The 22,019-nt window shown below is 38.1% G+C and carries 23 protein-coding genes and 1 other annotated feature; of the genes, 21 read left to right on the top strand and 2 right to left on the bottom strand.

Annotated features, from left to right (window positions below; genetic code table 11):
* The first annotated feature begins 55 nt into the window (after nucleotides 1-55).
* The 7 genes from HNQ43_RS06035 to ileS all read left to right on the top strand — a co-directional run bounded on the left by HNQ43_RS06035 (nucleotide 56) and on the right by ileS (nucleotide 8,635).
* Nucleotides 56-835 (top strand): sensor histidine kinase, encoded by a 780-nt coding sequence (locus tag HNQ43_RS06035; protein WP_244957046.1) that lies wholly within the window; start codon nucleotides 56-58, stop codon nucleotides 833-835.
* 78 nt (nucleotides 836-913) lie between these two features.
* Nucleotides 914-1,681 carry an ABC transporter ATP-binding protein gene (locus tag HNQ43_RS06030; RefSeq protein ID WP_183375776.1) on the top strand — a complete coding sequence of 256 codons (768 nt, stop codon included), beginning with the start codon at nucleotides 914-916 and terminating at the stop codon, nucleotides 1,679-1,681.
* Entirely contained in the window at nucleotides 1,674-3,668 is a 1,995-nt protein-coding gene (locus HNQ43_RS06025) for an ABC transporter permease (protein ID WP_183375774.1), read from the top strand. The genes HNQ43_RS06030 and HNQ43_RS06025 overlap by 8 nt, the downstream gene beginning before the upstream one ends.
* Before the next feature lie 2 nt (nucleotides 3,669-3,670).
* The gene (locus tag HNQ43_RS06020) at nucleotides 3,671-4,378 is read left to right on the top strand and encodes a transglycosylase domain-containing protein (protein WP_183375772.1); all 708 of its coding nucleotides are present in this window, start codon (nucleotides 3,671-3,673) and stop codon (nucleotides 4,376-4,378) included.
* Between the two features lie 96 nt (nucleotides 4,379-4,474).
* Nucleotides 4,475-4,912: a cell division protein SepF gene (locus tag HNQ43_RS06015; protein ID WP_183375770.1), complete on the top strand. Its 438-nt coding sequence runs from the start codon at nucleotides 4,475-4,477 to the stop codon at nucleotides 4,910-4,912.
* On the top strand, nucleotides 4,896-5,666 hold the full coding sequence (locus HNQ43_RS06010; RefSeq protein ID WP_183375768.1) for a YlmH/Sll1252 family protein: 771 nt from the start codon (nucleotides 4,896-4,898) through the stop codon (nucleotides 5,664-5,666). Before HNQ43_RS06015 ends, HNQ43_RS06010 begins: the two co-directional genes overlap by 17 nt.
* Nucleotides 5,661-5,876, top strand: a binding site (T-box leader). It overlaps the preceding gene by 6 nt.
* Before the next feature lie 32 nt (nucleotides 5,877-5,908).
* Complete coding sequence (ileS, locus tag HNQ43_RS06005) at nucleotides 5,909-8,635, top strand: isoleucine--tRNA ligase (RefSeq protein ID WP_183375766.1); 2,727 nt, start codon at nucleotides 5,909-5,911, stop codon at nucleotides 8,633-8,635.
* Between the two features lie 41 nt (nucleotides 8,636-8,676).
* Here ileS and HNQ43_RS06000 read toward each other — a convergent pair whose 3' ends face one another.
* Nucleotides 8,677-9,789: an FAD:protein FMN transferase gene (locus HNQ43_RS06000; protein WP_183375764.1), complete on the bottom strand. Its 1,113-nt coding sequence runs from the start codon at nucleotides 9,787-9,789 to the stop codon at nucleotides 8,677-8,679.
* A 142-nt stretch (nucleotides 9,790-9,931) separates the two neighbouring features.
* On the opposite strand from HNQ43_RS06000, the gene HNQ43_RS05995 reads away from it, so the two are divergent.
* Genes HNQ43_RS05995 through HNQ43_RS05965 form a run of 7 tightly spaced genes read left to right on the top strand, consistent with a single transcriptional unit; the run spans nucleotide 9,932 to nucleotide 14,638 of the window.
* Entirely contained in the window at nucleotides 9,932-11,230 is a 1,299-nt protein-coding gene (locus tag HNQ43_RS05995) for an RnfABCDGE type electron transport complex subunit C (protein ID WP_183375762.1), read from the top strand.
* Nucleotides 11,231-11,240: 10 nt separating this feature from the next.
* Nucleotides 11,241-12,389: an RnfABCDGE type electron transport complex subunit D gene (locus tag HNQ43_RS05990; RefSeq protein WP_183375760.1), complete on the top strand. Its 1,149-nt coding sequence runs from the start codon at nucleotides 11,241-11,243 to the stop codon at nucleotides 12,387-12,389.
* A complete protein-coding gene (locus HNQ43_RS05985; RefSeq protein WP_183375758.1) occupies nucleotides 12,386-12,898 on the top strand; it encodes an RnfABCDGE type electron transport complex subunit G in 513 nt (170 codons plus the stop codon). The genes HNQ43_RS05990 and HNQ43_RS05985 overlap by 4 nt, the downstream gene beginning before the upstream one ends.
* Nucleotides 12,899-12,908: 10 nt before the next feature.
* Nucleotides 12,909-13,559, top strand: coding sequence for an electron transport complex subunit RsxE (rsxE, locus tag HNQ43_RS05980; RefSeq protein ID WP_183375756.1), 651 nt, complete (start codon nucleotides 12,909-12,911; stop codon nucleotides 13,557-13,559).
* Between the two features lies 1 nt (nucleotide 13,560).
* Nucleotides 13,561-14,136 (top strand): electron transport complex protein RnfA, encoded by a 576-nt coding sequence (locus tag HNQ43_RS05975; RefSeq protein ID WP_183375754.1) that lies wholly within the window; start codon nucleotides 13,561-13,563, stop codon nucleotides 14,134-14,136.
* A complete protein-coding gene (locus HNQ43_RS05970; RefSeq protein WP_183375752.1) occupies nucleotides 14,133-14,318 on the top strand; it encodes a hypothetical protein in 186 nt (61 codons plus the stop codon). The genes HNQ43_RS05975 and HNQ43_RS05970 overlap by 4 nt, the downstream gene beginning before the upstream one ends.
* 2 nt (nucleotides 14,319-14,320) lie before the next feature.
* A complete protein-coding gene (locus HNQ43_RS05965) occupies nucleotides 14,321-14,638 on the top strand; it encodes a (Fe-S)-binding protein (protein ID WP_221248010.1) in 318 nt (105 codons plus the stop codon).
* Nucleotides 14,639-14,659: 21 nt separating this feature from the next.
* Here the strand turns inward: HNQ43_RS05965 and HNQ43_RS05960 are convergent, their stop codons facing one another.
* On the bottom strand, nucleotides 14,660-16,294 hold the full coding sequence (locus tag HNQ43_RS05960; RefSeq protein ID WP_183375750.1) for an Rqc2 family fibronectin-binding protein: 1,635 nt from the start codon (nucleotides 16,292-16,294) through the stop codon (nucleotides 14,660-14,662).
* Between the two features lie 97 nt (nucleotides 16,295-16,391).
* Here HNQ43_RS05960 and gmk point away from each other — a divergent pair, with 97 nt between their 5' ends.
* The 7 genes from gmk to rbfA all read left to right on the top strand — a co-directional run bounded on the left by gmk (nucleotide 16,392) and on the right by rbfA (nucleotide 21,917).
* The gene (gene gmk, locus HNQ43_RS05955; RefSeq protein WP_183375748.1) at nucleotides 16,392-16,970 is read left to right on the top strand and encodes a guanylate kinase; all 579 of its coding nucleotides are present in this window, start codon (nucleotides 16,392-16,394) and stop codon (nucleotides 16,968-16,970) included.
* A 95-nt stretch (nucleotides 16,971-17,065) separates the two neighbouring features.
* Nucleotides 17,066-17,524, top strand: a complete 459-nt coding sequence (gene rimP, locus HNQ43_RS05950) for a ribosome maturation factor RimP (RefSeq protein ID WP_183375746.1) — start codon at nucleotides 17,066-17,068, stop codon at nucleotides 17,522-17,524.
* 10 nt (nucleotides 17,525-17,534) lie between these two features.
* Nucleotides 17,535-19,166: a transcription termination factor NusA gene (gene nusA, locus HNQ43_RS05945; RefSeq protein WP_183375745.1), complete on the top strand. Its 1,632-nt coding sequence runs from the start codon at nucleotides 17,535-17,537 to the stop codon at nucleotides 19,164-19,166.
* A gap of 8 nt (nucleotides 19,167-19,174) precedes the next feature.
* Nucleotides 19,175-19,432, top strand: a complete 258-nt coding sequence (gene rnpM / locus HNQ43_RS05940; RefSeq protein ID WP_183375744.1) for an RNase P modulator RnpM — start codon at nucleotides 19,175-19,177, stop codon at nucleotides 19,430-19,432.
* Nucleotides 19,425-19,781: a L7Ae/L30e/S12e/Gadd45 family ribosomal protein gene (locus HNQ43_RS05935; RefSeq protein WP_183375743.1), complete on the top strand. Its 357-nt coding sequence runs from the start codon at nucleotides 19,425-19,427 to the stop codon at nucleotides 19,779-19,781. Before rnpM ends, HNQ43_RS05935 begins: the two co-directional genes overlap by 8 nt.
* The gene (gene infB / locus HNQ43_RS05930; protein WP_183375742.1) at nucleotides 19,726-21,573 is read left to right on the top strand and encodes a translation initiation factor IF-2; all 1,848 of its coding nucleotides are present in this window, start codon (nucleotides 19,726-19,728) and stop codon (nucleotides 21,571-21,573) included. The genes HNQ43_RS05935 and infB overlap by 56 nt, the downstream gene beginning before the upstream one ends.
* The gene (rbfA, locus tag HNQ43_RS05925) at nucleotides 21,573-21,917 is read left to right on the top strand and encodes a 30S ribosome-binding factor RbfA (RefSeq protein WP_183375741.1); all 345 of its coding nucleotides are present in this window, start codon (nucleotides 21,573-21,575) and stop codon (nucleotides 21,915-21,917) included. Before infB ends, rbfA begins: the two co-directional genes overlap by 1 nt.
* Nucleotides 21,918-22,019: the final 102 nt, after the last annotated feature.

Below are 22,019 nucleotides of genomic sequence, written 5' to 3'. Positions count from 1 at the left end.
AGTTTTAATTGGGACTGACTTTTATCGTTATAAAAAGCGGCACGATCAGCGCATTTTGATCAAGACCGAAGCTATTGATCAGGTTATGGATCTTCATGATTCTACTTTGCCGGGTATTGAATACCAGGTTCTTTTAAAAAAGATCGAACGCGCCCGGCTAGAAGCGATTGATCAAAACGAAGAACAATTCAAACAACATATGGATTATTTTACTTTATGGATCCACCAGGTCAAATTACCCATTTCTGCAATGCAGCTTCTACTAGAGGAAGATCATCTTTCAAAAGAGAAACTAAAGAGCCAGCTTTTGCGCATCAATCAGTATACCGATATGGTTCTGGCATATCTTCGTATGAACGCATCGCAGACGGACTATGTTTTTAAAGAAACAGACCTCGATGAAACAATTCGGCAGAGTATACGTTATTTTTCTTCTGAGTTTATTACACGCAATATTTCTCTTATCTTTAAAGAAACACATCTTTTTGTCTTAAGCGACGAGAAATGGCTCGTCTTTGTTATTGAGCAGCTTTTATCGAATGCACTGAAATATACAAAACCTTATGGACAAATCAAAATCTATCTTCAAAAGGATCGTGAGCTAGTCATAGAAGACAATGGCATAGGCATTCAAGCCAGTGATATACCTCGTGTCTTTGAGAAGGGCTATACTGGTTTTAATGGCAGACAGGATAAAAGAGCCAGCGGCTTGGGCCTTTATCTATGCAAAGAAATCTGTAAAAAGCTTTCTTGTCAAATCTCTATCGAGTCGCAAGTTGAAAGCTATACGAAGGTCTTTTTAACATTTGAACAATCTTACAAAACTGTAAGATAAGATTAATTATTGTTAGCTTAATCTATGTCTGAAGAATGATTTCTCTTTTAAACTGAGAGTGTGTAAGGAGGAATTGAGATGTCATTGTTAGAAGTAAGAAATGTTAAAAAAGTCTACTCTTCGCGTTTTTCCACAAATTCTGTGCAGGCATTGCGGAACGTAAACCTTAATGTAGAAAAAGGGGAGTATGTGGCAATCATGGGAGAATCAGGATCAGGGAAAACGACTCTGTTAAATATTTTGGCTGCTTTGGATCGTCCAACCAGCGGATCTGTTTATTTGAACGGAAAAGATTTAACGAAAATTCCTGAAAAAATGCTGGCTTCTTATCGAAGAAATAACCTTGGGTTTGTCTTTCAGGATTTTAACTTACTCAATAATTTTTCAAATCAGGATAATATTCTTTTACCGCTTGTCTTATCGAACACTAAGCCAAAAGAGATGTTTCGTTTACTCAAACCTTTATCAAGACAATTGGGGATCAGTGAGATCTTGGGAAAGTACCCTTACGAGATCTCCGGTGGCCAAAAACAAAGAGTTGCAGTTGCTCGCGCTGTCATTATGAATCCGGAACTGATATTGGCGGATGAGCCTACGGGAGCTCTGGACTCCAAATCGACAGAAGAACTGTTAATGTTGTTTGATCAATTGAATCAAAATGAGCAAACGATATTAATGGTCACACACTCAACTAAGGCAGCTTCTCATGCGAAACGAGTACTGTTTATCAAAGATGGGGAAGTATTTCATCAAATCTATCGTGGAGATCGTTCTCTTGATCAAATGTATGAATCGATATCGGATACTTTAACACTTTTGGCAACGGGCGGTGTTCGACATGCTTAAACATTTTTACTTCCGTCTGGCTGTCGATAATTTAAAGAAGAATGGAAAAATGTTTCTTCCGTTTCTTTGTTCAAGTTCACTGACCGTAATGATTTTTTATCTTGTATACTCTTTGTCCCATAATGAAGGCATCACTGCTTTGGTGGGAGGCCAATACGTTCAGATGTTATTATCATCTGGTGTGGGTGTAATCGTGATTTTTTCAATCATATTTTTGTTCTATACACACTCCTTTTTGATGAAACGAAGGAAACATGAATTTGGGATTTTCAATATCTTGGGAATGGAGAAAAAACATATTGCTAGAGTGATTTTTTATGAGACTTTGATCAGTTTGGTATTTTCTCTGGTTTTCGGTATTGGCACAGGAATCTTATTCGACAAACTATCTTATCTTATCTTGTTGAGAATGCTTTCTTTTGATGCCGGATTTGGTTTTTACATTTCTGTGACTGGTATTGTATACAGTTTGGTATTGTTTTCATTGATTTATCTGTTGATTTATTGTTTTTCTTTATTTCAGATCCAGATGACCAATCCTATTGAATTGATTCATTCACAACAAATGGGTGAAAAAGAACCAAAAACAAAATGGCTTTTTTCTTTGGCCGGTTTAGGGTGCCTGGGCTTTGGTTACTATTTGGCTGTATCAATTACAGACCCTCTGAGTGCTTTTACATTTTTCTTTATCGCAGTCGTCCTTGTGATTTTTGGAACTTATCTTCTTTTTATTGCAGGCAGTGTCACATTTCTAAAACTGCTAAAGAAAAACAAAAATTACTATTATAAAACTCGTCATTTCATCAGCGTTTCCAATATGATCTATCGAATGAAACAAAATGCTGTCGGACTGGCAAATATCTGTATTCTATCTACGATGATTTTAGTGATGCTGTCAACAACAGTATCTTTATGGATGAGTATCGATTCGATCATCAGTTCGCGTTTTCCCAGGGAAGTTCAAGTCGCGATGCGAGGATATGATCTGGATTCATCAAAGGTCCAGTTAATGACTGTCTTAGAAGAAAACAAAGTTCAAGCTGAAGACATTATGCTTTATCGATACAGTTCCATGAGCGGTATTTTGGAGAATGGAACTTTGGATACGGATATTTCCCAAGCTTCACTTTCGAATGTTGGGGATGTTGTATCTTTGTACTTTATTCCTTTAGAGGACTACAATGCATCGATGGATCAACAACTGACTTTGAAACAAGATGAAGTTTTCATTTATGGAACACATCAAAAATATACCGATGATTATTTGAAAGTGGGAGATGTGAGCTATTGTGTCAAAGATACATTATCTAACTTTATGGATACACAGGAAGCTGGCACGAGTATAAATGATAATTATTTTGTCGTAATGTCAGATTATACTCAAGTTCTTCAAATACAGAAGATCCAGGAAATGCTGTATTCAAACGCCTACAGCACTCCGACAACGATGCTTTCTTTTAATTGTGACAAAGACAATCGCTCTCAAGAGAAGATTGCTTCATTATTTCGAACTTTGAATATAGATGAGGGCGATACGACCCAAGATTTAGTTTACGTTTATACAAGTACTAAAGATGCCTCGTATCATGAAGTTATGTCTTTATATGCAGGATTCTTATTCTTGGGAATCTTCTTGAGCATGCTTTTTGTTGTTGCTGCTGTATTGATCATGTATTATAAACAAATCACAGAAGGACTTCAGGATCGTAATCGGTTTGAAATTATGGCTAACATTGGATTGGAAAAAAGAGAACTCAAACGCTCGATCAATTCCCAAGTTTTAACGGTTTTCTTTTTACCATTAATTGTTGCCGGTATTCATATCTGTTTTGCATTTCCTTTGATCGATAAACTACTTAGATTGTTATACTTTGATGATACAAAGTTATTTGTGACCGTGACTCTGATTTGCTTTTTGGTATTTGTTGTGATTTATTCCATTGTATATCTCTTGACATCAAAAGTTTATTATAGGATCGTGAAGTAGATATGAAAAAGATAGGCATATTCTTTTTAGGGCTTCTTCTTGTCGTTTTGATGGGTTTAGGCGTTTTGACATTTATGGGTTATAGCGAATATAAAAATTCTCTTGCCCAACAAGATTTACCTGATAAAATTCAAGAGATCCAGAATCAGCAAAACTATATATCGCTCCAAGATATATCTCCTGTATATCTAGATGCGGTAGTTGCAGTGGAAGATCATGATTTCTATCATCATTCTGGAATCGATATCGAATCAATCGGAAGAGCCATTTTGACAAATCTCAAAGAGGGTGCTTTGGTAGAAGGCGGTTCAACAATCACGCAACAGCTTGCTAAGAATCTTTATTTTTCACAAGATAAAGATTTTGTGCGAAAGATTGCTGAATTTTTCATGGCTTTAAAGATAGAAGACATATATTCAAAAGATGAGATTTTAGAGGTCTATGTGAATTCGATCTATTTTGGTGACGGCTATTATGGCATTGAAGAAGCATCTCTTGGTTATTTTGGTGTTCCTGCAGGCGCTTTGAGTGATGAACAAGCGATAGTCCTGGCAGGAATACCTAATGCACCTAGCGTTTATTCTTTAAGCAACAATCCTGAATTAGCAAAGCAGAGGGCTTATCAAGTGCTTGGTCAAATGGTTAAATATGATTTTCTCGATAAATATCGTGTTCATGATTTAGAATCAAAAATTGCTTCTATCTGCTGACGATTTCAAACACATTATTACTGTTTTATTTCATTGAATTATTCTTTTCAAATTTACATTCTATGTTATAATGTTGGAGATAAGGAGGTACTACCCATGGGATTTATGGATAAAGTAAAAGATTTCGTAGCACCTGTTGACGCAGATGAAGAAGAATACGAAGAACAGCCTGTAGCGCAGACAATGTCGACTGAAACGGAGGCTGAACCTCAGAATCGATATGAAAGACCGAAAAGCAGAACAAATTCTGCTACTTTGAGCACAAAGACAAAAATGGTTTTATTTGAACCTAGAAGTTTTGGTGAGGCAGAAGAAGTTGGAACTCGGTTAAAAGAAGGTCGTGCTGTTGTTGTGAATTTGCACAAATTGGATCGTGATTATGCACAGCGTACCATTGATTTTTTAACTGGTGTTGTTTTTGCTTTAGATGGTAAAATTCAAAAGATTGGTCAAAATGTCATTTTGTGTTCACCTGCTGAAATTGGAGTTCAAGGAACGATTTCTTTAGGAAATCCAGATGATTTCGACGAATAATATTTTAAAAAATAGAGCGAATATTTTAAGAGGTCATGAAGTTTTTGCCGCTCATATCCAAGATCAGATTTATTCGGTCATACGATATCGGCGTCCGGCGGTGACCTCTTTTTTGACGCCGACTGAGCAGGAGATCGTGAAACAATTGGTAAAGAATCAATTATTTCTTTCTTTTTATGGAGGATACGATCAAGCAGTCCGTAAACATGCTTTTATATCTTTCGAACCAATGGAATCAGACTTTGATTATTCGATTTTATCTAGCTCGTATTCCTATGACAGGCGTCGATTGTCTCACCGTGATGTTTTGGGTGCTCTAATGAATCTTGGCTTGGAACGAGATCAAATTGGGGATATCTGTGTTTCTGATCATGAAATTGCCTTGGTTTGCAAGCAGCCAATATCTGAGTGGATCCAAAATGAACTTCGTTATGTTGCACATTCGCCTGTCGCTTTTGAAGAAAATTACAGTTTTGTATGGAATACACAAGTTCTTGAAACGATCACAATTAATGTCTCTTCATTTCGAATGGATTCCATTGTCGCTTCTTTAGCAAATGTTTCCAGGTCTAAAGCAATGAAAATGATTGATCAGGGAAATGTAAAATTGAATGATGTTATTCTTGAAGATAATGAACAATTATGCCATAATGATTACGTTTCTATTCGAGGAATCGGGCGCTTTCATTGTTTAGGCGTTCTTTCTAAAACAAAGAAAGATCGGTGGATTCTATCGTTTGAAAAATACAAATAGGCTTTGATGAAGACAAGTCAAAATCAGAATTCCTATTCAGAGAGTAGTCGATAGGGTGTGATGACTGCATAGGAAAGGTTTTGGTATCCCTTCTGAGCTGAACTTCTGAAGCAATCTAGTAAGAGGTTCCGGATCATTCCGTTATCGAAATGAGGTGCATTGACATCGATCAGTGAACTAAGGTGGTACCGCGTTTTTTACGTCCTTGGAGAGGACGTTTTTTTATTTTTAAGGAGGAAATGATGGATTACAAACAGACTTTGCATATGCCTAAAACCGGTTTTGAAATGCGTGGAAAATTACCGACAAAAGAACCTGGATTTCAAAAACGTTGGCAAGACCAAAAGCTTTATGAAAAAATGTTGGAACGCAGAAAGGATGCCAAATCCTTTGTGCTTCATGATGGCCCTCCCTATGCCAATGGGGATATCCATTTGGGTCATGCCTTAAACAAGATCTTAAAAGATGTTATCAACAAATCTCATTTTATGATGGGCGAGAAAGTCCCTTATATTCCCGGGTGGGATACGCATGGACTTCCTATTGAAACGGCTGTTACGAAATTAGGATATGATCGTAAAAAAATCGGTATTGCTGAATTCCGTAAAATTTGTTATGACTTTGCGATGGAGCAAGTTGAAAAACAGAAAAAAGGTTTTTTATCATTGGGTTCTATCGGGGACTATGATCACCCTTATATCACTCTTCAAAAAGATTTTGAAAAACACCAGATTCAAATCTTTGCAGATATGGCCATGAAAGGTTTGATCTATAAAGGCTTAAAACCAGTCTATTGGTCACCAAGCAGCGAGTCAGCCTTGGCGGAAGCTGAAGTTGAATACAAAGATATCAAATCACCGACGATTTATGTTAAATTTCAAGTTAAAGACGGAAAAGGAGTCTTAGACCAAGACACATATTTTGTGATTTGGACGACGACACCATGGACAATTCCAGGTAACTTGGGAATCTGTGTTCATCCAGATATGACGTATGCTCTGGTCGATACAGAAAAGGGAAAACTCGTTATGTTGGAAGAACTTGTGGATTCTCTTTGTGAAAAGTTCGAATGTAAAAATTATCAAATCGTTAAAACTTTCAAAGGTTCTGAATTTGAATTCATTACTTGTACGCATCCATTGTATCCAGAACGAGAGAGTCTCTTAATGTTAGCTGATTACGTTACTGCAGATGCCGGAACTGGTTGTGTTCATACGGCTCCTGCTTTTGGTGAAGACGATTTTAATACAGGTATGCGTTATCATTTACCGGTTTATTGTAATGTCGATGAACAAGGTCGCATGATGGAAGACTGCGGCGAATGGTTAGCAGGACAATATGTAGAAGATGCAAATAAGACAGTCACGATGAAATTAGATGAGTTAGGTTATTTATTGAATCTAACATTCATTACTCACTCTTATCCTCATGACTGGCGTACAAAGAAGCCTATTATTTTCCGTGCCACTACGCAATGGTTTGCTTCTATTGATAAGATTCGCGATCAGCTTTTAGATCAGATCCACTCCATTCACTGGGTTCCTGCGTGGGGGGAAGGCCGCATGCATAATATGATTGCTGATCGTGGTGACTGGTGCATTTCTAGACAGCGCGCTTGGGGTGTTCCGATCCCGATCATCTACGGAGAAGATGGTACACCATTGATGGATAATGCAATCTTTGATCATGTAGCTGAATTAGTTGGACAATATGGTTCGAATGTATGGTTTGAAAGAGAAGCCAAGGATTTGGTTCCGGAAGGGTATACGAACGAGCATTCTCCAAATGGAATTTTCAAGAAAGAAACGGATACTATGGATGTCTGGTTTGATTCTGGATCTTCGCATACAGGGTGTATGGTTGAACGCGGATATGATTATCCTGTAGATTTGTATTTTGAAGGATCTGATCAATACCGAGGATGGTTCAACTCGTCCTTGATCGTTGGAACGGCTGTTTATGGGAAAGCTCCATATAAAGAAGTTTTATCTCATGGATTCGTCATGGATGAAAAAGGCGTTAAAATGTCTAAATCGCAGTGGAATGCTGTGGCCCCTAGTGAGATCACGAAAAAATATGGTGCCGATATTTTGCGCTTATGGGCATCCAGTGTAGATTATCAGGCAGATTGCTCCATGGGACAAAACATTTTGAAACAAGTGAGTGAAAATTACCGTAAAGTTCGTAACACATTCCGTTTCTTGATGGCCAATTTAGATGATCATACTTTCAGCAAAGATGATTGCTTACCTTTTGATCAATTAGAGCCGTTAAATCAATATATCTTAGTTCGTTTGAACGATGTGGTTCAAAGCTGTGAAAAAGCATACAAAGAGTATCGCTTTGCCGATGTTGTCCAGACTTTGAGCAATTTGATGACAAATGAACTTAGTTCTTATTATTTAGATTATACAAAAGATATTTTGTACATTGAAAAGTTGGAAGATCCACAAAGAAGACAAGTACAAACCGTACTGTATCATGCCATCGATGTTTTAACGAGACTTTGGGCACCTATTCTTTGTCATACTTGCGAAGAAATCAATGATTTTATGAAATTTGATTCAGAGTCGATTCATCTTACTACCTTCAAATCATTGGATTTGCCGTTTGATTCGCAGGCTTTAAAAGACAAGATGGATATTTTGTTTAAAGTGAGAAAAGATGTTTTAAAAGCGTTAGAAGAATCGAGGGCCAATGGCGATATCGGTAAATCTTTAGAAGCTAAAGTGAGTGTGCACGTGGACGCGAATACTCGTGGCATCATGAATGAGATTTTGAAGAAGCCAGAGCAGTGGCTCATTGTTTCTCAGTTTGACTATTCAGATGAAGAATTGAATTCATACGAATTCTGTGGTGTTAAAGTTGAACATGCACAGGGTCATGCATGCCCTCGCTGCTGGAATTATACGACCAGTGAAAATGAAGATGGATTGTGTGATCGTTGTCATCAGATCTTGAATTCTTAGAATAAAAATCGCAGCAAGATCAAAAACTTGCTGCGGTTTTTTTATTGAATTAAATCAATTTGGTCTTTGCAGTTATCTGTTGCATAGATGTTATAATCTTTAGTTTGCAGTATGGGCTGTTCTGCGTCATTTGAGATGTTGTCAATCCAAATCGCTTGAACCTCCGGATAGTATTCGGATAAAAATGCTTTTCCATCTTTAAGGGACATACAAAATAATGCAGTGCTTAATAAATCGGCTAACGTACTGTCTTCACAGATGACAGTAACACTGCGATGATATACAGGCGGATAGCCGGTATCAGGGTCAATGATGTGACTGTACACCTGATTATCTGCTATGTAATATCTCTGATAGTCGCCGCTTGTCACAAACGCTTTGGGATTTTGTGATGTTACTTCGATCAAAGAGGATTCATGATCCGGATCTTTGACTCCTATTTTCCATGGCTCCTGGTCTTTGTTTCCAATCAAAACAACATTTCCGCCAGCATTGATATAGCCTTCGCTGCATCCTTCTTCTTCCAAACGTTCCTTTACTTTTTGTGTGGCGTAACCTTTGGCTATTCCTCCAAGATCTATTTTTGTGTCCGGATCTGAGAACTGAATTGTTTCGCCCTGGAGAATCACTTTGTCGTTACCGCCATGCTGTAGCGCATTTTGAATTTCTGTATCGCTGGGCAACTCTCCATCTTTTCCATCGGCATTTAATGTTAAGCCTTCTTCACGATAAGAATGCCAAAGATCTAACAAATCTCCTTGCGTACAATCAAAATTACTGTTAATTTCATTAAAATCCATCGCGGTTTGAATCAAAGACTTTAATTCAGAATCAATCGCAACAGCTTCAGAATAAGCACTGTGATTGATCGTATATACATTATTGATGTCGTCATAAGAATGATACTGGTCAAAAAGTTGATTGTAATATTGAAAAGTTTCAGAGACGATCGATGCATACCGATCAAAATCAGATTTAGAACAATTTGCTTCGAAAGTAATGGCCGTATCAAATCCTACATCAGTAAAGGTGATTTGTTGCGAAGTGCTGTTTTTTGAGCTTGCATTTGATAAATAATAAGAGATGCTTGCGATTAAAATAAAAAAACAAATCGAAATGAGTATCCAACTCCGTACAGAATGATTTTTATTCATGGGAGTATTATAAAAAAAAGCTTTCAAATTGTCTATGGATTCTATTCTTCTCCTGTTATCAGGTTCTTTGGAAAGAGCTTGAAGTTCGTATTTAAAAGGCATAAAATATCAAGGAGTGATTTTTGTTTGAGGAGGGATGACAATGTCATTGTTTCTTGGCCCGATGCACCACTTTATTCCGGGTCATAAAGATTTGACAGATAAAAAAGAGATCCTACATGTTTCGCCATCGAAGGAAGTTTATATTCCTTTAGCAGCCGGAGCTAATACAGATCTTGAAGTTTTAGTCCAGGAAGGAGATAAAGTTGAGATTGGTACAAAATTAGCTATCACTCGTTCTGGATTTTTTGTTCCAATCTATTCTAGCGTCAGCGGATTTTATCGTGGGCTGAAAAAGCGAATGAGCGCTAGTTTAAAGCCAATCGATCATATGGTGATCGAATTGTCAGATTCTCAGAATAAGATTCAGGCTTTGAAACCTTTAGATTATCGGTCTGCATCTCATGAAGAATGTGTAGAACAAATAAAACAAGCTGGAATCGTCGGTCTTGGTGGAGCCGGATTTCCAGCCTATATCAAATACCAAAAAACAGAGGGTATGGAATGCGTGATTATTAACGCTGTTGAATGTGAACCTTATATCACGGCCGATTATGCCCATACCATGCAAAATGTTTCTCGCCTGGTTTTAGGGTGCGAGATTCTCAAGAAGATGGCCAATGTTTCTAATGTTTACATTGCAATCAAAAAAACACATCCGGATTGGATCCAGGCTGTACAAAGCCATTTGCAATCGAAAGATGGAATCTCTGTTCGTTCCGTTCCGGATGTTTATCCAATGGGTTGGGAACGTGTTTTGGTTCGCGAGATTTTGCATAAAGAATATGATCGTCTCCCTGGAGAAGCAGGCGCTATTATTTCAAATGCTTCAACGGCTATGGCAGTTGCGGATGCTTTTGAAGATGGAGATGCAATCTATCAAAAAACGGTTACTGTTTCCGGAGACGGAATTAAAGAACCGCACAATATTGTATGCCCTGTTGGTACACCAGTCGCTGAATTGATCTCAGCTTGTCAAGGATATACTTCGGATAGCGTTCGTTTGATTGCAGGTGGTCCTATGATGGGAAAAACGATTGTAAATGATCAGTTTGTCGTTGACAGAGCCACTAATGCCATCACGGTTTTAAAACATGTGGAAGATGATGAAATTGCTTGTTTGCGTTGCGGACGATGCAGTGATCACTGTCCTAGCGGTTTACAGCCGGTGCGCATCTCTATGGCAGTTAAAATGGGAAATGCAGAAGAGATGGAAAAACGTGGGGCATTGAGCTGTATCGAATGCGGACTATGTACTTATGTTTGTCCAAGCCACATTGATGTTACAGAGAACGTTCGGAAAGCGAAGAGAATCGTTTCTTTAAAAAAGAAAAAAGCGTGAGGTGTAAAGGATGAAGTTTAATTTTCATGTGAGTCCTAGTTTAAAAGGACGCTTGACGACACAAAAGATCATGGCTGAACTCACGCTGGGTCTTATGCTGTTGTTTTGTTTATCTTGTTATTATTATGCAACAACTTATGGCAGTGCATATTTGATGCACGTGATTCTTTTATTGATCAGTTCTTTGGTGACAATGATTATTTGTGAATCTATCTTCGCCAAGATCTACAAGAAAAATCCGATTGAATACTTGAAAACTTCTTTCGGATGGGTTACCAGCATCATTTTAACATTGATGGTACCTGTCACTATGACTTGTTATGCCTTGATCGTTGCTACGATCTTTGCGATTGTTTTTGGAAAGCTTCTTTTTGGAGGTTTCGGTCAGAATATCTTTAATCCAGCGGGAGTTGGTCGTGCTGTGATCTTTGCCGCATTTACAGGGGCAGCAACTAATGGTATTACAACGGGAGCTACACCAACAACAACACTGGCTAATTCCTTCAATTGGCTTCCTGCCTCAAGTAATGCTCTAGATTCTTTCTTAGATCAATTTGGTGGATTTGGAAATTTAGCTCTTGGTTTCTATGATGGAGCTTTAGGAGAAACATTTACAATTGCGATTCTTTTGATAGGTGTTTGGTTTGCGGCAAGAAAGATCATTGATTGGCGAGTACCGGTTGTGTATCTGGGATCTATTTTTATCATGACTGCCGTTGTTGCTTTATTGAGCGGTATCGATGCTTATCATGGTATCCCTGGATTTATCTGGTATCCATGTCTGCATATGGTTACTGGAGGTATTGTTTTTGGTGCCGTATTTATGTTAACAGATCCTGTGACTTCGCCAACCAGTGCACAAGGTCGTGTGATCTTTGCTTTAGGCGCAGCCATCATCACTGTATTATTACGTTTGAAAGCGAATCTTCCAGAGGGATGCTTGTATTCAATCTTGTTGATGAACATGTTTACTCCAATGATTGAAAATGCATTGGATGGAAAACAACTTGATATCAAGAAGAAAGCATATATGATTTCATTTTGCTTGGGAGTTATTGGTCTTGCGATCACTTTCTATGCTGCAAGCTCGATTGAACCTGTGACATCGGTAGAATCTTCATCAACTACAGCTTATATCACACAGGAGGCAGATCTATGAAAAAAATATTACATCTGACATTATTCCTTGCGATAGTCTCTGTATTGGCCGGTGGCGCTTTAGCATTCTTTAATGAGATCACTGAACCGGTTATAGCTAAAAACAACGAAAGACAAGAACAAGAATCTTTATTGGAAATGTATCCGGATGCGGATACTTCGTCTTTTGAAGCAGTCGATATATCCGATCTTGAATCCACAACGATCAATAAAATTTATAAATATAATGATCTTTATATTTTTAATATGAGCGTTCCCGGATACAAAGACGGAACTACTTTTTTAGTTTCAATCAATTCTATTGATTTAACGATTGATAAATTTGTTGCGATTTCTAATGGAGACACGAGTGGTCTAGGAACACAAGTTTTGGAAGATCCATTTAAAGAATCCTTAGAAGGAAATCTTGCTGACGGTGAATTGGATACGATTTCTGGAGCGACAGTAAGTTCACAACCGGTTGTAGATGGTATCCACGAAGCCGCCGAGACGATTTCGCAGTTGAAATAGGAGGGTGACTATGAATCGAATTCAGAATTTTAAAAACGGATTGATCAAAGACAACCCGGTATTTTCACTGTTTTTGGGAATCTGTTCCACATTAGCGATTACGACAAGCATCAATAATGCGATCGGTATGGGAGTTTCCGTTATTATCGTCTTGACGATGTCAAATGTGATCATCTCTATGATTCGTAAAATTACACCGGATGAGATTCGTATACCGGTTTATATCGTGATCATCGCAACGCTGGTTACAATTATTCAAATGTTGATCCAAGCGTTTGCTCCTGCATTGAATGAAAGTCTAGGTGTTTTCATTCCCCTGATCGTTGTAAACTGCATCATTCTTGGACGTGCAGAAAGTTTTGCGAGTAAAAATGGAGTGTTTGACAGTGCGTTAGATGGCATCGGCATGGGATGCGGCTATACGTTGGCTGTACTTTCTATGTCAGTGATTCGTGAAGTCTTATCGACTGGAGGTATTTTGATAACAAACCCATTTAATACGGCTCAAGTGATTTTGGATTTGTCATTGTTTCCGGAAGATTTTACAATTAGTCTTTTCGGTTCACCGGTAGGTGCTTTTATCACATTTGCGTGTTTAGCGGCTGCCGTGGGTGCTTACAAAACGCATTTAGACGCTAAAGAAAAGGCAAAGGAGAAGTAGTATGGGTGAATTGATTACTTTACTTGTAACTTGTGTACTGATCAATAACGTTATCTTGAATCAGTTCTTAGGAATGTGCCCATTCATGGGGGTTTCGAAGAAACAATCGAGTGCCCTAGGCATGGGAGTAGCGGTTGTATTTGTTATCGTAGTTGCAGCCCTGGTAACCTATGGACTGTATTATTTGGTATTGGTACCGCTAGGCCTTGAATTCATGGAATTGATTACATTTATTTTGGTCATCGCTTCCTTGGTGCAGCTTACCGAGATGTTTATCAAAAAGTATAGTCCAAGCCTATATAAATCGCTAGGAGTATATTTGCCATTGATCACCACAAACTGTGTTGTTTTGAATGTTTGTTTGATCAACATTACAAACGCTTATGACTTTTCTCATATGCTAGTTTACTCTGTTGGAACACCTTTAGGTTTCGCATTAGTGCTTTATATTTTCTCTACCATTCGAGAGCGTTTGGATCTAAGCAATGTTCCTAAAGCTTTTCAAGGCAATGGAATTGCTTTGATTTGTGCTGCCATTATGTCGATGGCATTTAGCGGCTTAGCAGGCATTGTATGATCAAATATATCTTAGCTGTTTTATTCTTTGCGGCTTTGGTGGGTATTTACATCGGTCTTTATCTAATGAATAAAAAGACTCCTTTACCAGAAGGCTGTGAAAACTTAAAGGCGGATTGTGAAGGTTGTCATGATTACGCATGTTTGCATAATCCGGCTCATAAGGAGAAAGAAGGAAATTAATTATGATACAAACTATCTTAATGGCTGTGGTCATGATGTTGATTTTAGGTGCGGTTCTTGGTCTTGGCTTGGGATTCGCAGATAAATTCTTAAAAGTCGAACAAGACAAACGAGTAGATGAGGTGACATCTATGCTCCCTGGTTATAACTGCGGAGGTTGTGGATTTCCTGGATGTTCCGGTATGGCAGAAGCTTTGGTTTCTGGAGACATGGATACAATTGCCTGTAAACCGTGCAAAGCAGAGAAGAAGCAAGAGATAATCGATTACTTAAAGAATACACCGGGACCGGATGGATCAACTATTCAACTGAAAGGTTAGAAGAAAAGATCTGGCTTACAGTCAGATCTTTTTATATGTTTGGATCCATTCTTCAATCGGGACTTCCTGCGGGTCAATAAAGATTGTTTTATAAGATTTCATTGTAACAAATCCAGTTTTTGCTCCCGGGACTTTTTTTAACTCGGATACAAGACAGTAATTGACCGGAACACTGCTGGAATCTTTACTTTTTGAAAAATAAGCAGCCAAGTTGGCGCACATCCGTATAAGGTTTTCAGTTGGTTTTTCGGCTTTTAAGAGTACATGGGATCCGTGATAATCTTTTACATGAAACCAGAGATCTTTTTTATTTGCGATCTTTGACGTGATCGTCTGGTTTTGAATGTTATTCTTGCCCACATAGATCAAATCGTCATTGATCTGCAAACATAAAACGTTTGGCTTTTTCTTGCCCCTTTTTGTCAAAGTGTTTTTTTTCGGACGTAAGATTCTTTCTTTGATCAATTCTTCTTTGATCTCTAGTGCGTCTTGAATCGTACAATGACGAAGTTGTTCATGAAGCTGCTCAAAATATGCGATATCCATCTCACATTGTCGAATCTGTTCTTGTAGGATCGAAATTGAACGTTTAGCTTTATGATATTTTTGATAATAGCGATTTGCGTTTTGTTTAATATCATAGCGCATATCCAAAGGAATCTCGATGATGTCATCGGATTCAAAAGAAGGAACTTTGACAGTTTGATCTTTTTGGATTTGGCCCATATAAGCAAATAAGAGATCGCCATACAACTTATATTTACAATAATCTTTTGAAAGCTCTAATGTATCTTGAAGTTTTGGCAGTTTTTTCTGAGCCTTCTTGAGTTCTTTTTCTACGGCCCGATAAACATCTTGGCATTGTTCGCGGATGCGATTCTTTTGTTCTTCAGCAGCATACAGATGATGAAAGCCTTCCATGAATTCGAACTGTTTAGGAATTTCTTCCAGATGTGTCATGGCAAGGCAGTGAAAATCTTTTTTATAAATATATAAAGTTTTAGAGTTAAGAAGCTCTTGTAATATTTCTTCGTATTTTTCGCCTTCTTGCATTCTTTTCAAGAACTCTTTAGACAATAGTGGTGAAAAGCCATAAATCTGATTGACTAAAGAAGTGTTTCGATCAATTTGATCGATACATAATGGATTCTTTTTTTGACCTGGATCAGGCAGAGTATATTGAGCACCTGGATGGATCATTCGTTTGGTGTTTTCATAAATAGGGATTCGTTTCAGAGCATCAATAATGATTCCGTTGTGATCGACCAAGACTATATTTGAGTATTTTCCCATTAGTTCGATATAGAGTTTATATCTCTTTGTATCCCCTAGCTCATCGCGATTGACAAGCGTGAATTCCAATATTCGATCGAATCCGATTTGTTGGATCTGATCCAAGATTGCTTGACTGCAACATTTTCTTAGAACCATTACAAAATTGGAGGGCTGTAACGAAGATGAAACAGCATAAGGATCTAAATAAATGCGATTCGAATTGGAATGTGCATTCACAACAATTTTTTCGTTTCCGTGTCTTGTATATACGTGAAAACATATTTCTTCATCTGAGATGTTTTGAATTTTATTGACTTTACAAGGGCATAGAGATTGTAGCCTTTTTAGAATTACGTGCAGCAACAAACCGTCTAACGCCATATGATCACCCCTTTTTTGTGTAATATTATATCATATTCAAAACTTTATTTTGACAGTATGGTGAAGTGGTGTAAAATGTATGAAAAGGAGAATGGGAATGAAACGTGGGTTGTTGATCATCCTGAGCGGACCAAGTGGAGTCGGTAAAGGAACGATACGAAAGATTTTTTCGCAAGATCAAAAACTGAATCTTGCTTATTCAACTTCTATGACGACTAGGAAGCCTCGAGAAGGAGAGGTTGACGGTGTAGATTATTTCTTTACATCACGTGAGGATTTTGAGAAAGCAATCGAGAATGGAGAATTGTTGGAATATGCTGAATTTGTTGGCAATTATTATGGTACACCTTTAAAAGAAGTAAATCGATTGCGCGATGAAGGGAAAAATGTTCTGTTGGAGATTGAAGTTCAAGGAGCAACCCAAGTTCAGAAAAAATGTCCGGATGCGGTCAGCATTTTCATCGTTCCTCCTTCTATGGAAGAATTAGAGCGAAGAATTCGAGGAAGAAGGACAGAAGCAGAAGAAATCGTACAGCAACGTCTTGCTAAAGCAGCTAATGAAATGAAAATGGTTTATCAATACAAATATATTGTCTGCAACGATGATCCGCAGCTGGCAGCCGAGTTGATTGAAACGATTATTTTACGGCATATAGAACTTGAAGAAAACAAATAATCATCTTGCGTTTAATTCGTAAGTGTGCTAAATTATCGATGGATAAACAAAAAGGAGTGGGATTTCCCACTCCTTCATTTTGAAAAGGAGAGAGTATGGACAAACTAAGAGAGTGGATCGTGCCAATCTTAGAAACAAAAGGATGTCATTTGTATGATATTGAATGGTTAAGTTCAGAACGACCCCCGCTTTTACGTATCAGTGTTGAAAAAGACGACGGATCGATGGATTTGGATACATGTGCAATTTGCAGTGATGCAATCAGTGAGATTCTTGATCAAAAAGATTGGTTTGCGTCAGAATACATGTTAGAAGTTTGTTCGCCAGGTGCTGAAAGAGAACTTAAAAATGAAGAACAACTTCAAAACGCGATTGATCAATATGTTTTTTGTAAGTTAAAAGATCCAAAAGACGGTTTGGATTCTGTGACTGGAAATCTTTTGGAAGTAAACAATGAATTTGTTAAGATTGAATATCGAAATAAAACGAGATTGAAAACGATCGATATTGATCGAAATAATATTTTGATGATACGAACTGCTGTTAAAATTTAAGGAGATTAATATGAAATTAAAAGTTGAATCCATTGCGAAAGCATTACAGGGAATTGAAACGGATCGACAATTAACACCGGAAATTGTTGAGGACGCATTGAAGGAAGCCATGATCAAAGCTTATCGTAAACACATCGAGATTCCAGATGCGTATGTAAAGGCAGAAATTGTGAACGGAGAAATTCACCTCTATCATCAGCGAATCGTTGTAGAAGATGTTGAGGACGATGAATTAGAGATTTCTTTAAAGGATGCGAAAAAGGTCGATCCGAATGTTCAAATTTCAGATATGATCGATGAAGAAGTCGATTATACACAATTTGATCGCGCAGCTGTTGTTTTAGCTAAAAACGTGATCAAACAAAAGATTCGTGAAGCTGAAAAACAGATCGTCTACGAAGAGTATAACGATAAAGTGGATGAGATGGTGATGGGAACGATTGAAACAGTTGAGCCGAAATTTGTGATCGTTAACATCGGTAAAACTTTGGCTATGATGAAAAAAAGTCAGCAGATTCCTGGAGAAGTATATCGTGAAGGGCAGAAGATTCTTGTAGTCATTACAGAAGTAAATAAAGATACGAAAGGTGCTCAAGTATTAGTATCTCGGGCGACGCCTGTATTTGTTCGGCGATTGTTTGAAAAAGAAGTGCCAGAGATTTACCAGGGTATCATTGAAATCAAAGCCATTGCGCGTGAACCTGGCGAAAGATGTAAAATTTCAGTGCATTCTTATAACGAGAATATTGATCCTATTGGTGCTTGTATTGGTCCAAGAGGTTCTCGTGTTCAGATGATCATCAATGAACTGCATGGTGAAAAGATCGACATTTTTGAATGGTCAGATAATATTTCAGATTTGATCAAAAACGCTTTAAGTCCTAGTGAAGCTATTGCGGTAATTCCAAATGAAGAAGTAAAAGATGGGTTGATCGTTGTCGTACCAGAAAATCAATTGTCATTGGCGATTGGAAAAAGAGGAAAGAATGCTCGTTTAGCTGTTAAACTGACAAATCGAAAGATCGATATCAAATCCGATTCAGAAATGGATGAATTAGGAATAGATTATCGTGCCATTTCTCAGCAGATGCAAGAAGAATACGAAGCTAAGAAGGCGAAGGAACGCGCATATAAACAACAATTGCGTATTGAAGAATTAAATAAAGCCGATACGGAAATTGAAAACGTTGATGTTGCAGATTTCACTTATGAGGATGTCGATACAATATTGGATATTGAAGACGAAGCACCACTTCAAAATACGACAACATTGTTTGAAAAAGAACAAGAGAAAAAAGAAATGGATGAAATGGAAGAAGCGGCTCGAATCGCAAAAGCAAAACGCAAAGAGAAAGCTTCTGCCGCTCCAACAGTTGAGTATACATCTAAGTTTGAAAATTTTGCAGATGCTTCTTCTAAGCAGGAAACAACTTCGAAAGTTTCAAAGAAAAAGCATGAAGAACCGAAAGAAACAAAAGAAGAAAAAACAGATCTTTCTGAAGCAAAACAACAATTTGAACAAATGCGTCCGATTTATTCTGAAGAAGAACTTGCGGAAATCGAAGCCCAGCAAATGGAAGAAGAGAACATTTGGGATGAAGATGTCGATTACGAAGAATTTGATGAATATTATGATGATTAGGAGTTTCTATGCGTAAAATACCGATGCGAAAATGCGTAGTAACACAAGAGCGTTTTCCAAAAAAAGAACTGATTCGTGTTGTCCGTACCCCTGAAGGGGAAATCGTTGTCGATCCTACGGGGAAAAAGAACGGCCATGGTGCTTATGTTTCTCGTTCAAAAGAAACTATCAAAAAAGCTAGAGCGAATCATGCTTTGGATCGCGCTTTAGAGACTACTATTCCGCAAGAGATCTTTGATCAATTGGAAACATATTGTGATGAATAAATGGATCACGTATGCACAAATTGCATTCAAGGCAAATAAAGTATGCTATGGAGCGCAACTCTTACCAAGTGTTCAGAACCAGACGGCAAAACTTATTATCTATTCAAATTGTATTGGGCAAAATATCAAGAAAAAAATATTGAATAAATGCCAATTTTATGAAATACCTTGTTTTGGTGTAGATCAAAGTGAATTTGATCGTATCACGAAACGATCTTTTGTAGCATTTTCTATAACCGATCCTCAATTGGCGGATCGGATCTTAGAACAGAGAAAAGGAACGGTGATATCAGATGGCTTACAACAAACAAAAGAAAAAACCGAATCGGAATCGCAATCAGCGAAATAATAACCGACCACAACCTGCTAAAAAAGTAGAGTATCCAAAGGAAATCACATATCATGATACTTTGACTGTGGGCCAGTTAGCTGAGCTTTTAAAACGAAACAGTTCCGATATCATCAAATTTTTATTTATGATGGGAAACATGTCTACGATCAATACAGTCCTTAGCGATGATGATATTGAATTGATCTGTATGGAATTTCATTGCGAACCACATAAAGAGATCATTATTGAAGAGGATGATATTGAAGAACAGCTAGGGCATATCGAAGATAAGGAAGAGAATTTAGTTCCTCGTCCGCCGGTTGTAACGATCATGGGACACGTTGACCATGGTAAGACTACATTGTTGGATACCATTCGTAAAACCAATGTAACGGGGGAAGAGTTTGGAGGAATTACGCAGCATATTGGGGCGTATCAGGTCAATGTAAATGGCCGTAAAGTGACATTTTTAGATACCCCGGGACACGAAGCATTTACTTCTATGCGTGCTCGAGGTGCGCAAGTTACGGATATCGTTATCATCGTAGTGGCTGCGGATGATGGTGTGATGCCTCAAACGAAAGAAGCGGTCGACCATGCGAAAGCTGCCGGTGTTCCAATCGTTGTTGCGGTCAATAAGATGGATAAACCAGGAGCTAATCCAGATCGGATCATGTCAGAAATGGCAGAGTTGGGTATTATGCCGGAAGAGTGGGGTGGCGATACGATCTTTACAAAGATCAGTGCCAAAACCGGAGAAGGCGTCCCTGAACTTTTAGAAACGATGTTGCTGGTTGCAGATATGCAAGAGTTAAAGGCAAATCCTAACTGTTTATCAAGCGGGACTGTTATTGAAGCCAAGTTGGATAAAGGTCGTGGCCCGGTAGCTACCTTACTGGTTCAAAGAGGGACTTTGCATGCAGGGGATAGTATTGTCGTCGGAAGTTCATTTGGACGTGTTCGTAAAATGACGAATGACCGTATGCAAGAAATCAAACATGCAGAACCAAGCTGTCCGGTAGAAATTATTGGATTGAATGATGTACCGCGCGCTGGCGATGTCTTTATGGCTTATGCAAACTATAAAAAGGCCCAGGAAATCGCGAATCAACGTTTAGAAAAACAAATTGAAAAAGAGCGAAATCAAACTAGTGCCATGTCTTTGGAAGATCTTGCCAAGAAAGTGGAAGAAGGCGATCTGCAAGAGATCAATGTTTTGATCAAAGCTGATGTTCAAGGATCTGCTGAAGCCTTAAAAGCCAGCATGGAGAAATTGGATGTTGATACAGTTCGTGTTAATGTCATTCGTTCGACAGTAGGTACGATCTCTGAGTCGGATATTATGTTGGCAATGGCTTCAAATGCTATCATCTATGGATTTAATATTCGTCCTAGTGCAGCAATTCGTAAAAAAGCTGAAGAAGAAGGAGTACAGATCCGTCTTCACAATATTATTTATAAAGCTTTAGAAGAACTTGAATCGGCAATGAAAGGTATGTTAGCGCCAGTTTATGAAGAAGTAGTTATCGGACAAGCTGAAGTTCGACAGATCTATAAAGTCTCTAAAGTGGGAACAATTGCCGGATGCATGGTTACAGATGGCTGTGTTCGACGTGACTGTAAAGTGCGTTTGATACGAGACGGCATCGTTCAATATGAAGGAAAATTAGGGTCTCTTCGTCGATTTGAAAATGATGTGAAAGAAGTCACAAATGGGTTTGAATGCGGCATGACCATTGAGAATTACAATGACATCAAAGTCGACGATATTATCGAAGCTTATGAAGATCAAGAAGTGCAGGAGGCATAATGGCAGTTTTAAAAGCGGAAAGAATGGATCATATCTTGTTAAAGGAGATTTCAAGGATCCTTCAATTCGAATTAAAAAATCCTAAACTTGGATTTGTCACTGTGACAGATGTTCAATGTACTAAGGACTTAAGTTTAGCGAAGGTCTATGTATCCTTTCTTGGACAGCAAACGCGGAATGATGCGGGATTGCGTGTTTTAAACCAGAGTAAGGGTTTTATTCGTTCAAATTTGGCGAAAAAGATCAAAATTCGAAAAATGCCAGATCTTGTATTTGTTCAAGACCTTAGCTTAGAACAAGGAAATCGTATTGAAAAGATCTTACATGATCTTCACCAAGACTAAAAAAGAGGATATATTAAATTATGTTGGGGTACACCCTAGCCTTTAAATTGGTTGGGGTGTTTTTCTTGTATCGCTTTAAATTTAAGTGGGGGTCTCGAAAAT

It is taken from the genome of Faecalicoccus acidiformans (genome assembly GCF_014202635.1).
Classification (GTDB): Bacteria; Bacillota_I; Bacilli_A; order Erysipelotrichales; family Erysipelotrichaceae; genus Faecalicoccus; species Faecalicoccus acidiformans.
This window is presented reverse-complemented; position numbering and strand designations above follow the sequence as displayed.